Source organism: Cryobacterium gelidum (assembly GCF_004403985.1).
GTDB lineage: Bacteria > Actinomycetota > Actinomycetes > Actinomycetales > Microbacteriaceae > Cryobacterium > Cryobacterium gelidum.
Genome location: NZ_SOHL01000027.1, coordinates 359206 through 372109 on the forward strand (window position 1 = coordinate 359206; position 12904 = coordinate 372109).

Below are 12904 nucleotides of genomic sequence, written 5' to 3' on the forward strand. Positions count from 1 at the left end.
GAGTGCGGTCCAAGTCAGTCAGAAGATCTTCGGACCGACATGCAGACATGCTACGCCCAAGCCGTTGCGCTTAGGCCACAACCGCCTCCGGCGACGCCAACGGCGTGATGTAGGAGTAACCGGTGGCGGTGTTCTTGGTGATCGACAGTACGAGCTGCATATGCGGCTCGAGCGCGGTGACCTTGTCAAGCGGCGCACCCACCATGAGCTGAAAGCCGAGTCCCTTCCACGCGGCGATGGCGCGGCCGGCGAATTCGGCGTCGGATTTCACGAAGCCCTCGTCGAGGAACACCGGGGCAAATCGGGGCCGGGTTCGGCTTTCATCGCCGAGCTGAAAGCGCAGGGCGGCTCCGACCACGAAGGCCACGAGCTCCTGCGACTCGCCACCGCTTTTACCGCCGAGTGACGAGTACGTGCTGACTTCGACGCCGTCCTGGGTCACGCGCACGGCGGTGATCTCCACGTGCGCTCGCACGTCGAGCAGCAGGTCGCGCTGCGAGCCATGCAAGCCGTTTAGACCGTCGGGCCGGCGAATGAGGCCCATGAACTGCTGCAGCCGGGTGAAGCGGTCTGCGGTTTCGTCGTCGGTGAACTGTTCCGTCGACCCCGAGGAGAGCATCTTGAGCTCCTTGCGAAACGCTGTCGCGTCATCGCGGTGCAGGCGGCGCAGCGAAATCTGGAGGCGGTCGCGGGTGGCGCCGAAGGGCAGGGTCGCGAGGATCTCGTTGATCGGTCGCAGGCGATCTTCGATCTCTTCGATCGCCGTGTTGAACGCGCCGGTGAGGGGCACGAGGTCCTGCCCGCTCCACGCCGACAGTCGACGTTTCCATTCCTGGCGCCGCTCGGAGAGGCCGAGGGTGCGGATGGCATCGAGGATGTCGGTGTAGCTCGTGACCGATTCGAGCGCCACGCCGATGTTGGGGTCGGGCCAGCGGCCCTGGTAGCTTTCGAAGATTCCGATCATGGTCGCGCGATCGCGGGCGGCGAGGCCCCGCTCTTGCGCCGATTGGGCGATCAGCCTCTCGCGCAGGCGCTTCAGGCCTCCGGGAAAGCCGACGAGATCGTTCCTATCGGTGACCAGCGCGAACTGCTCGCTGAGATGTGCGGAATGCTCGGCTGACAGGCTCAGTGCCGCAGTCCGTTCGATCTGGTCGAGTCGGTCGTTGACCGTGTCCTGCGCGTCGACGATGCTGCCCTGTTCCTCGTTGAGCACTGCCCCGGTCTGGTCGGTGCCGTGCTTGAGCTTCTGGGCAGCGTCGAGTTCGCGGGTGAGCCGGCCCTCTTCATCGTTCAGGGCGCGCAGAATATCGCTGCCGGCCAGCATCCGTTCTTGTTCGGACTTCTTCTCGAGAATGCGGGCTGCGGCGGCCGCGACGTCGATGGTCGGCCAGTCGGTATCAAGAATGTGCTGGTGAGCGGCCCGTTGGTCGCGCAGCTGAGAGAGTTGCTCTGCAACAGCGGATGCCCGACCCCAGGCTGCGTCCGCCTCCGGCCCCTGCGCGGCCAGCTCCGCCGCAATGTCGTCGAGCCGGGCCCGGCTGGAAAACCCGATGATCGATTTCTGGCCCGTGTTCGTGCCGTGGGCGCCGCGGGAACCGTTGCGGGTCTGGCCGCTCGGGGTCACCCGTGCGCCTGCGCCCCCCGATTCGGACGGGCCTCCCAGCTCGGACGGGCTTGCCACGCACAGTGCGTCGAGATTCGATCCCCGAAGACGCGCCTGCACCCAGGCGCTGAACGGCGAGTCCTTCACGTCGAGCTTGCCCGACACATAGCGGGAGTCACCGGCGACGGTTTGGTGCGGCTGCAGCGTCACACCCTCAAAGTGGATACGCAGGGGCAGCTGCAGCGGATCGATCGCCGCGCTCAGGTGCGCGAGCCGGGTGTCGTCAACGAGCAGAACTCGCACGACCGATGACAGGGTCACCTCGGCGGCCTGCCGCCACTGCTCTTCACCGGCGGCAAGGTCGATCAGTTCGGCGACGAACGGCAATTCCTCGGCCGGAATGCCCGAGGCCTCGGCGATCATGAGCCGGGCATTGTGCAGGGCGAACGGCACCAGACTCTCCCGCCCGGTCAGAAACGCACGTTCCTGTTTGAGCGAGCGGATACCCTCCTCCACCGGGTAGGCCGCGCGCTGCAGCGCCGAGCGGGTCGCCTCCAGTGCCGTCTCGGCGGCGGCGAATCCACTGATGAACGCGTCAGCCTGCCGCTGGGCGGCCGCAAACGCGGTGGCCGAATCGATCGATGAGCCGAGGCCCTGTGCCCGATCGTCGAAACCGGCACGCTCACGAGCCGCGGCGTCGTGCCGGTCGCTAAGGTGCTCGAGTTCGGTCTGCAGCCGTTCGAGCACGTCCCCGCCGTTGTCGCGCTGCTGCTGTTGCAACTGCACGACCCGGGTCTTGAGCGCGGTTTCCCCGTCGCGGGCCTGCGCCTGCGCGGTCTGGTTGGCGCGGCGTGCGGCCCGGTTGGTGTCGGCGGCGTTTTCGAGCAGGGTCTGTTCGGTGAGCAGCTGCCACAGCACGAACGGGGTGTCCCCCGGCCGCTGCGCCCCGAAGGTGTCGACCAGGTCAGCGGTGGCGGTCGCGGCCACGAAAGACTTGTGCAGCTCAGGCAGGCGTTCGAGCACCTGGGCCTTCTGCGCCTCGGTGACCATGGCGCCGTAGGAGCGTTCGAGGTCTTCGAAGTGGTCGACCGCCTTGTCAGCGGCGGCGAAGGTCGCGGGCTCTTCAAGCACCATCGACTTGTAGAGTCCGTCGACCGTTTTCACCTGCTGGCCGGCCTGGATACGGGCGAGCAGTCGCAGGGCCTTGCCGCCCTCACCGTTGGCGCCGATGCCGAGGCGGGTGTAAAGCGTTTGGGCGAACGCCGCGTACGTGTCGAACACCTCGAGGCCCTCAAACCGCGCCTTGAGGGCACGCTTGTCGAACCGGCTGTCGGCGACGGAGGCGAGATCGCGCAGGTCGAGGCATCCGTCTGTCGTGGCCATTTTCATGCTGACGTCGGCGAATTTGTGGGCGCCACGCGGCACGAAGTAGACCCGCAACACGGTGAACCGGCGCTGGTTGTCGTCGATGAAGGTCATGGCGACGGCGCCCCAGGTCGCCTCGTGCGCACCGCGCAGCACCTGGTCGGTCAGTTCCCCGGTGTCGGCCTCACGGTTGGCGTCGGTCTTGCCGCGGAGGTAGGTCATGAGGTTGCGCTGGTCGACGCTGCGCGCGCGGCCGGAACCGGCATCGTTCGACGCGCCGTTGAACGGGGTGTCGGAGGGCATCATCAGCGCCAGATAGGCGTCGAGCAGGCTGCTCTTGCCGGTGCCGGACGCTCCGGAGACGAGCGTGGCCGCCGCACTGAAGACGATCTCATGGTGCCCGTGAAAACCGCCCCAGTTCACCAGTTGCATCGATTCGGCCCGCCATTGGGTGGTGCCCGCGGTGGCGCCGTCGATGTAAAACAGCGGAGAATCATTCATACGAGGGGCTCCAGGTGCGAGGCGGCGAGCGGTTCACTGTTTTCCTGGCGCAGCCAGTCGAGCAGTTCGCCGAGGCGTTCGACCGACAACAGCACCTCGATCACCGCCGAGATACGAAAACGGTCGGGGTCGCTCGTTTTAAGGAGCACCCGCGCCTTGGCGAGACTGTCGACCGCGGCCGACGCCTTGCGGGCGTCGCCGGAGAGGTCGGTCGCGTGTTCCGGGCGAAAGTGCGCGACGTTCTCGACCAGATTGTCTCGGTCGACGAGCACGATCTCCTGGCCGTTGGCCCGTTCGCTGCGAAAGCGTTGGCGCAGCAGCACGAGCAGAATGGTCTCTTCGCGGGTGTACGCGACGTCGTGCAACAGCGTGGGAAACCGTTCGCCGCCCTCGGCGACGGCCTGCCGTTTGAAGGCCACCTCGTAGTGCAGGTCAACGTGCAGGTCGAGAAAGACGTCGTTGAGGCGCGACTTGATCAGGCCCTTCGACCGGAGCAGGGTCTGCCATTCAGCCGGCTGCAGGGCTGCCGAGATGTAGCGGTGCTTCAGCAGCAGCACGAGGGTGCGGCGCTGTTCCGCGCTGAGTCCGCCCTCGTCGCCCTCGAACAGGGAGAGGCTCACCGGGTCGCTGTCGATAGCGCTGTCATCAGCGGGAAGGTCGTCGGTCATGTTGTCGGTCAGGTCGTCAGTCATGCCGTGAACCCAAATTCTGGGCGGCCAGAGCCGCCCTGTCGTCGTCGGTCAGAATGCGGCGCGGCACGTCGAAGAGTCGCACCGAGCCGTCCGGTCGCACCGTTTCATAGCTCTCCAGGCCCGCCGGGCCGGTCGGCGCCGTCAGCTGGGCAGCGAGTTGCAGCAGGCCGAGAATCTCCACCGGCCGGCGCAGACTCTTGTCGAAACCGTTGAAGGCGTTACCGACGGATGCCGCCTTCCCCGCCCCGAAAGCCGCCACGAGGGCATCGCGCAGTTCGCCGAGCAGCGGCCCGCCCTGCTGGCGCAGGTCGCCGAGGCTCGGCGCCGCGGGTGCAGCGGCGGACACGTCAGCCAGCGCGGGCGGACCCTTGTGGGCCATCGGGTCGTAGAAACGCTCGCGCAGGTGTTCCACCTCGAGGGTGCCGGGCATGAGCTCCGCGGTGACCGTGGAGCGCGGCCCTGCGGTCTGCATCCACGTCGCGAGTTCGCGATTGATGCCCCGCAGTACGAGCTCCAACTCACGATCTTTCACGACGTCGTGGTTGACGATGTGCTCCCGCAGTGTGGTGGTGAGGCCCTTGCGCTGGGTGAGTACGTCGTCGATGCCCTTGCGCAGCACGGTCACCGTGCTCATGAAGCTGCGCCGTTCATGAAGGCTCAGTTCGAGGGCGAACGGATGCAGCAGAATCGTCTCCAGGTCAGCCTTCAGCCCCTGCATGAGAGCGTCGTTGCGCAGCAGGATGAATGCGCCCTCGAAGGCGCGACCCTCCGCGGTCGACGACATGAGCGTATCCGTTTTGGCCAGGTAGTCGTCGAGTACCTCGCTGATCGGGCGTTCCTCGCCGCGAAAGTCGCTGACGATCTGTCGGTGCATGGCCGCGACCGATTCTTCGACCCGTTTGAAGTCGCTCGGCAGCTGTGCGATGAGGTCGATGAGGTTTGCATAGCCCTCGTGCATCTGCTCGTTCGAGGCGGATTCGATGTCGCCGCCGTTGACGAGACGGTCACGCTCGCTCGTCAGTTCCCCGATCTGCTGGTCGAGGCGCCGCACCCGTTCGTCGCGATCGGGGTTGGCTTCGGTGGCCCGGTGGCGCACGGTATCGACGATCGTGCTGAGTCGGGATTCGCTGATCAGCGCCCTCGTGCTGGCGAGACCGTCCACGAGCAGCAGGGCTTCCAGGGTGTGGCTGGTGAGCGAGTAGTGCTCCTCGTTGCCGTCACCGTTTCCGTCGGCGGCCCCGCGGATCTCCCGGTACAGCCACAGGTCGTTCATCCACTGCACGCAGAGGGCCCGACCGGTTTTCTCGGGGGCGTCGATGCCGGTACTGCGGAGGTCGGCGAGGTAGGCATCCACCTGGGTATGCAGCAACTCGCAGGGAACGCTGCGGCGGTCCCTGCTGAACGAGCTCTTGAATACCGCGAGTACGAAGGGCGCCCATTTGCGGTCGAGCAGGCGCAGGGTGGGTTTGTCGAACGCCTCGCGCACCCGCGCCAATTCGCCTGCAATGTCACTCATGAGCTGGTTCCCTCTCCAGCTGTCCACTTTAACCGACTGGCCCGGGCGCACCTGACCCGCGGGCGCTCAGCCGAGCAGGCGCGGCCGCTTCCAGTCAGCGCCGTGCACGTGCTGGTCCAGGAACGCGAACACGGTCTCGTACCAGAGCACCGCGTGCTGCGGTCCCAGGATCCAGTGGTTCTCGTCGGGAAAGAAGAGGAACTTGTGGTGGGTGCTGCCGTCGGCATTGGCGTGGTGTTCGGCAAGCTCCGACCACAATCGCAGGCTCTCACCGATCGGCACCCGGTAGTCGTGATCACCGTGGATAACGAGCATGGGGGTGACAATGTCGCGCACGGCACGGTGCGGCGAATTGTCGATCATGCCCTGCGCCGAGAAAATGCTCTGCCAGTATTCGGAGTTGTCGGTCGTTCCGTTGAACTGATCAAGCGACCACAGGCTCGCGTGGCTCACGATGGCACGGAACCGGTCGGTGTGACCGGCGACCCAGTTGGCCATGTAGCCGCCGAACGATCCGCCCATCGCGGCGGTGAGGGTCTCGTCGATCTCGGAGCGGGCTTCGGCGGCATCGGTGATCGCGAGCAGGTCGGTGTACGGCTTGGCGCCCCAGGCGTTCCAGCCGCGCGCGATGAAATCGAGGCCGTACCCGGTCGACAGCGCGGGGTCGGGCAACAGCACCGCATAGCCGCGGGCGACGGCGAGCAACGGGCTCCACCGCCAGCTCCAGGCGTTCCAGCTGTTCAAGGGGCCGCCGTGAATCCAGAGCAACAGCGGGGCCGGATGCTGCGGTGCGGCTCCATCAGGCAGCAACAGCCAGGCGCGCACCCGTGTTCCGTCCTCGGCGCGGGTCTCGACCTCGGTGATCGTGCCGGGAACATCGGGCAGCACGGCCGGCGTAGCGAGCGCTGTGATGCTCGCTACGCCAGCGCCGGAGCGGCCGATGCGCACCGGATGGGCCGGCGCGATCCAGGACGAGCGCAACGCCACAAGGTCGCCGGTCCCGGCGTCGACGCAAACGTTGGTGTAACTGAAGTCATCGGTGGTGAGCTGTTCGGGGGGCCTTCCGTCAAGCGGTACGCGAAAGATCGGCCCGCGACCGTCGTGGTCGGCGGTGACGATGAGGGCGTGGTTTACGTCGCCCGGAGCGCCGCCCTGCTGGGCGTCGAAGACGAGGCTCGACGGCCAGCGGTCCCAATCGGCGGCGAGACGGCGCGGGTGGCCGCCGTCGAGGTCGGCGACCCAGATTTCCTGGTCAGCCGGGCCCTCCGGGGTGCTGAAAGCGGAACGCACGAAGGCGATCAATCGGCCGTCGAGGCTCACCGCCGGTGATTCGAAGTGCACCTTCGGTTCGTCGAACAGGATGGTCTGGGTGCCGGTCGTGACGTCGATCGACACCAGGATATAGCGGCCGGAGCGTTGCTCGGCGACCCGTAGCGCGGCGATCAGCGTGGATCCGTCGGGGGTCAGGGCCTGGCCGGCGGTATCAGCCGTGCGGCCGGGCGTGGGCGTGAGGTCTCGGGGACGCGGGAGGTCGGCCGGGTAGGGGGCGGGAGCATCCGGCGTGGACGGGGCAGCAGATTCGGCCGTGTCGACGGCGATCATGTCGTGCAGGCTGGAAAGGTCGAGCGCGAGCAGGTGTGGTTCGGCGGGGCCGAGGTTGTGGTCCCAATAACGCACCGGGTAGCTCTCGTGCAGAATGGCCGCGATCTTCTTGTCGGCGCGCTCCTTGCGGGCAAAGCCTTCCGCTTCGAGGTCGGTGGCGCTCGGCAGTAGGTCGGCGGCGATCACGAGAGAGTTAGCCGCGGTGGCCACCGCGGCGATGCCGGATACTCCCCCGGCGAGGCGGGTGATCGCGCGGGCGTCCCCGCCGGCTGCGGGCAGCAGCCAGAGCTGGGCGGCCTCCGAGACTTTCACGGCACCCTGGTCGGCGGCGGTGTCGGGGCGGGCGGAGACGAACACAATGTCGCCGGTGGCGGTGAAGGCCGCCCCGGATTCGCCCTTCGCCGACCGGGTCAGGCGCGTCGGTACACCGCTGCCGTCGGCGGCCGCCGACCAGAGTGCGCGCTCATAGCTCGTGCGATCGTGGGTCAGGGTGGCGACGGTCAGCACGACCCTGCGGGCGTCGGGCGAGAGCGCGAGACTTTCCACGCGGGGCAACGCGATGTAGTCGTCGAGGCTGGAGAAGGGCATGGGGTGAGACTCCGATGTCATGCTTTGACGCTAGCGGGTCGCGGCGCCGTTACGTTCCGAGCGGCGCAGTTCCAAGCGGCGCCGCGCCCACCAGATACAGCCGCTGGGTGGCCCGGGTCATCGCAACGTAGAGCGCCCCGGCGCCGCGTTCGGAGGCCGCGAGGATGGCCGCTGGATCGACGACGACGACCGCATCAAACTCCAGCCCCTTGGCGTCTTGCGGGGTGAGCAGCGCGATCTGGCGGCTGAGACCCAGCGCCCCCACGCCGACCAGGTCGCCGAATTCGGCCCGCAGCGTCGTGTCAAGGTCGTCGATACCGGCCTCCACCACAATCACGGCGAGGGTGCCGCCGGTTGCGAGCGCCAGGTCGCGGCGCACCGCCACCGCGGCCTCCGCGACCGTTTCTACCGGCCATTCACTCGACCGCACCGTGCGGGACGGCGTGATCGGCAAGCGGTGCGACATGGCGACCGTCTCGGCCGCCGTGGCAATCTGGCTCGGTGTGCGATAGTTCACGGTCAATTCTTCGAGCCGCCAGCGATCGGCTTCGGGCGAGCCGTCGAGCACCGGCTGCAACGCCTCTTTCCAGCTCGCGGATGCCGCCGCGCTCGCCGCCTGCGCGATGTCACCGACGATCGTGAACGACCGGCGCGGACCGCGCCGCACCACCAGACGCCACTGCATCGCAGACAGCTCCTGCGCCTCGTCGATGACGACGTGGCCGTAGGTCCAGCTGCGGTCCCGTGCGGCGCGTTCGCTGGTCGTGGATCGTTCATCGAGTTCGGCGAAATTAGCGGCGAGGTCCTTCGCGTTGACGAGCCCTTTCACCTGCATGTTCTCAATGGCCGTTTCGGCGTTCTCCACGTCACGCTTACGCTGTTCCTTGAGCGCGCGCTTCTTCGCCTGGTCGACCGCGTTGTATTCTCCGAGCAGCTCGGCGGCCTCATCGAGCAGCGGAATGTCGGCGATCGTGAACTCCGCCGTGCGCGGTCGCGCCAGCAACTTGCGTTGGGCGTACCGCCAGCGCGGGGTCAACTCGGCCAGCCACTGCGGCCGCGCGTACAGATCTTGCACCAGCTTCTGTGGGGTCAGCGGCAGCCAGGCGGTATTGAGCGCGACCCGCACATCGTCGGCCAGGCGCAGGTCTTCGCGCAGCATCGGCAGGTCGGTGTCGTCCATCGAGCGGCCCTGCTGCTGCAGTTGCTCGAGCCAAACCCGGGAGAGCGCGTTGATGGCGGTCTTCACGAATGTGACCCGGGCCTCGTTGTGGGTCTTGCCGGTGCCGCGGGCGCGCGCAATCGCGTGCGACACCAGCTCGGGCTGCAACACGATGCGGTCGCCGTTCACGACGAGCTGCTGCGGGGCGGCGGGGGTGCGCTGCCGGGAGTGCACGGCTCGCGCAATGAGGTCGGCCATGAACGCCTGGCCCTTCAGCGCCGCGACGGCGGGGGCATCCTCGCGGGTCGCTTCGACGCCGGGAAAGAGCTGGCCGACCGAGGCGAGCACCACGCCGGTCTCACCGAGCGAGGGCAGCACAGCCTCGATGTACTGCAGGAACGAACGCGACGGGCCGATGATGAGCACGCCGCTGTCCCGCAGTCGATCTCGGTGGGTGTAGAGCAGGTAGGCGGCGCGGTGCAGCGCCACGGCGGTCTTACCGGTGCCGGGGCCGCCCTGCACGACGAGAACACCGGCCAGATCCGAGCGGATGATGCGATCCTGCTCGGCCTGAATGGTCGAGACGATGTCGGACATGTGCCCGGTGCGCTGCGCCGTGAGCGCCGCGAGCAGGGCTCCTTCGCCCTGGTGCGCGCTGGCATCCGGGTCAGCGAGCAGGGCGACGTCAAGAATCTCGTCTTCGATGCGGATGATGTTGCGCCCCTTGGACAGCAGGTGGCGGCGAGCCCGGGCGCCGAGCGGAGTGGCAGCGGTGGCCTGGTAGAACGCGCTTGCCTGCGGCACCCGCCAGTCCAACAGCAGCGGCTTGTGGTCTTCATCGCGCAGGCCGACCCGGCCGATATAGCGGTAGACCGAATCGCCCGAGTCATCGGGCACGGTTTCGAGCCGGCCGAAGGCGAGCCGATCGTCGACCTCCCGCAGTTGCACGATGCGGTCCTCGTAGAGGCGGGCAAAGGTGTCGCGCTCACTGCGGGACTGGTGGTTGCCGCCGACATCGAGCCGGCGCACCGCGATCAGCTGGTGTTCGGCCTCTTTCGCCAGCGCGTCCAGCCGCGCATAGAGCGCCCCGACATAGTTCTGTTCCCGAACAAGCTCCTGGTCGATCACAAAACTCCCCTTAAACCGAAGCCCCTAGTTTAGTCGCGGTCAGTGTGGGCATTGCTGTGTGTCCGCATCCGCTCATGTGTCGAATATTTACGCACGTGTTCGCTTATTGTCGGGCGCGGGAACAAGCTGTGGTCATGTCAGTCATCAAGGTCGCACCGCTGGAGCATATCCGGCGCGAGCGCAGCAGCATCAAGTGGACTCGGTTTCCCGCCGACGTACTTCCCTTGTTTGTTGCCGAGATGGACTACCCCCTGGCTCCGGCCATCGTCGCGACACTCGTGGAGCGCGTGCAGGCCTCCGACACCGGCTATCTCGATGGCCCGGGCCCGCTGGCTCCGGCCTTCGCCCAGTTTGCGCTCGACCGGTGGGGCTGGAGAGTCGACCCGAGCCACGTGCACCTCGCGACCGACGTGAGCGTGGGCATCGTCGAAGCGCTACGCCTGGCCGTGCCGGCCCATGGTCGGGTGGCGATCACCCCGCCGGTCTATCCGCCGTTCTACGAACTCGTCGAGGAGGCCGCGGCATCCGTTCTCGAAATATCGCTGCTCGAACAGGGTGAGCGGTGGGCGCTCGACCTCGCCGCGCTGGAGCTCAGCTTTGCCAGCGGCATCGACGCTTTTCTGCTCTGCAACCCGCACAACCCGCATGGCATCGTCTGGGAACGCTCGACTCTGGAGGCGCTTGCCCGCCTCGCCGCGCAGTACGACGTGTTCGTCATCTCCGACGAGATCCACGCGCCGCTCACCTACCCGGGCGTCGCGTTCACGCCGTTCGCCCCGCTGGCCCTGGCCGCCGGCGCTCGCGCGGTCACCGTGACCTCGGCAAGCAAGGGCTGGAATGTGGCCGGGCTCAAGTGTGCCCTCGTCATCGCCGCCGATGACGCCACCAACGACCTGCTGAACCGGCTGCCCGAAGAGGTCGCCTGTCGCACCAGCATCCTCGGCCTGCACGCCAACATCGCCGCGTTCTCCTGTACCGACTGGCTCGACAATGCCATCGATCAAATTGTCGACAACGATTCTCTACTGGATTCCCTGCTTCGCGAACACCTGCCCGCCGTGATTTACCACCGGCCGCGCGCCGGCTACCTCGCCTGGCTGGATCTGCGCCACCTCGGCCTCGGCGAGAGCCCGTACCAGCGCATTCTCGACGAGGCCCGCGTCGCCCTCAATAACGGCGAGTGTTTCGGCCTCGGCGGCCAGGGGTTCGCCCGCCTCAATTTGGCCTGCTCGCCCGACACCCTGCGCGACGCCGTCGCCCGTATCGCGGCGCTCGTCGCACGGGTCGCTGCCGCTTCTGCCGCTGGCCCGACGGCGGCGACCGTCTGATGACGACAACGGATGCCCCGCTCCCGACCAACACCGACGCAACAGGAAGTTTCATGGCCACGCCCGCACCAGCATCGACTTCACTGAATTCTGACGCCACCGAGGTGGTCGCGCCGATCACCGATTGGGACGCCTTCAGCTTCGACACCCGCCAGGTGCACGTCGGCGAGTACGCCGACGAGAACCGCGGCGCGCGCATTCCGCCGCTCACCCTGAGCGCCGGCTACGTCTTCGACTCCTTCGATGACGGGGCCGCCCGGTTCAACGGCGGTTCCCGCGAACCCATCTACTCCCGGCAGGGCAACCCCACCAACGCGGTCGCCGAACAGCGGCTCGCCTCACTCGAAGGCGGCTCCGCCTGTGTCGCCGTGTCGAGCGGACAGGCCGCGATCAGCGCCGCCCTGTTCGCGCTGGCCGAATCAGGCGAGCACATCGTCTCGACCGCCAGCATCTATGGCGGCACCCGCATTCTGCTCGGCCGGAGCTTTCGCCGCATGGGCATCGCGGTCGACTACGTCTGGGACACCGACTCCGATGCCGCCTGGGACGCGGTGATTCGGCCGGAGACCAAGGCGATCTTCACCGAGACCATTCCGAACCCGCGCAACGACGTCGTCGACATTGCCCGCGTCGCCGCCGTCGCCCGCCGCCACGGCATTCCGCTCGTCGTCGACAACACCGTCGCCACGCCGTACCTGATTCGCCCGTTCGAGCACGGCGCCGACATCGTCGTGCACTCGACTACCAAGTTCCTCAGCGGCCACGGCGCCGGCGTATCGGGCGCGGTCGTCGACGGCGGCACCTTCGACTGGGCAGCGAGCTCCCGCCGCTACCCGCTGCTGACCGACTCGTTGCGCCCCGGCCTGCCGTCGCTGCTCGACCGGTTCGGCCCGGCCGCCTACGCCCAGTATGTGCGCGAGGCCGTCGTCAACGACGTCGGACCATCGCTGTCGCCGTTCAACGGGTTTCTGTTGCACCAGGGCATCGAAACCCTGTCGCTGCGTATGGAACGACACGTCGACAACGCGATCGCCATCGCGCACTGGCTCGAGGAGCAGCCAGAGGTCGAAGTCGTCGACTACGCCGGCCTGCCGAGCAGCCCGCTGCACGAGATCGCGCAACAGTACTACAACGGCCGGACCGGCTCGGTATTCGCGGTCACCGTCAAGGGCGGGACCGAGGGTGCCCGAGCGTTCACGAACGGTCTGCGGGTGTTCAGCCGCATGACCGGTATCGGCGACACCCGCTCGATGGTGCTGCATCCACTAACCACCACCCACGCGTCCTTTGCCCCCGATCTGAACGCACGCCTCGGCATTACGGCCGGCATGCTGCGCCTGTCGGTGGGCATCGAATCGCTTGACGACCTTCTGCTTGACCTCCGCGGGGGGCTCGACCGAGTCGCCGGCATCCTCTAAACGC

General features: G+C 67.3%; 7 protein-coding genes. 2 read left to right on the forward strand and 5 right to left on the reverse strand.

The genetic code is table 11. The features are described from left to right. Positions 1-70: 70 nt before the first annotated feature. The 5 genes from E3T50_RS14740 to E3T50_RS14760 form a co-directional block, all read right to left on the reverse strand. Positions 71-3469 (reverse strand): ATP-binding protein, encoded by a 3399-nt coding sequence (locus E3T50_RS14740; protein ID WP_134552928.1) that lies wholly within the window; start codon positions 3467-3469, stop codon positions 71-73. Then, positions 3466-4161 carry a DUF4194 domain-containing protein gene (locus E3T50_RS14745; protein ID WP_134552930.1) on the reverse strand — a complete coding sequence of 232 codons (696 nt, stop codon included), beginning with the start codon at positions 4159-4161 and terminating at the stop codon, positions 3466-3468. Before E3T50_RS14745 ends, E3T50_RS14740 begins: the two co-directional genes overlap by 4 nt. Next, complete coding sequence (locus E3T50_RS14750; RefSeq protein WP_134552932.1) at positions 4154-5677, reverse strand: DUF3375 family protein; 1524 nt, start codon at positions 5675-5677, stop codon at positions 4154-4156. Before E3T50_RS14750 ends, E3T50_RS14745 begins: the two co-directional genes overlap by 8 nt. Positions 5678-5743: 66 nt before the next feature. Further along, positions 5744-7888: an alpha/beta fold hydrolase gene (locus tag E3T50_RS14755; RefSeq protein ID WP_134552934.1), complete on the reverse strand. Its 2145-nt coding sequence runs from the start codon at positions 7886-7888 to the stop codon at positions 5744-5746. A gap of 28 nt (positions 7889-7916) precedes the next feature. Continuing rightward, the gene (locus tag E3T50_RS14760; protein ID WP_134552936.1) at positions 7917-10154 is read right to left on the reverse strand and encodes a UvrD-helicase domain-containing protein; all 2238 of its coding nucleotides are present in this window, start codon (positions 10152-10154) and stop codon (positions 7917-7919) included. Positions 10155-10288: 134 nt separating this feature from the next. On the opposite strand from E3T50_RS14760, the gene E3T50_RS14765 reads away from it, so the two are divergent. After that, positions 10289-11482: a MalY/PatB family protein gene (locus tag E3T50_RS14765; RefSeq protein ID WP_134552938.1), complete on the forward strand. Its 1194-nt coding sequence runs from the start codon at positions 10289-10291 to the stop codon at positions 11480-11482. Continuing rightward, complete coding sequence (locus E3T50_RS14770) at positions 11482-12900, forward strand: O-acetylhomoserine aminocarboxypropyltransferase/cysteine synthase family protein (protein ID WP_420898735.1); 1419 nt, start codon at positions 11482-11484, stop codon at positions 12898-12900. Before E3T50_RS14765 ends, E3T50_RS14770 begins: the two co-directional genes overlap by 1 nt. The last annotated feature ends 4 nt before the right edge of the window (positions 12901-12904 follow it).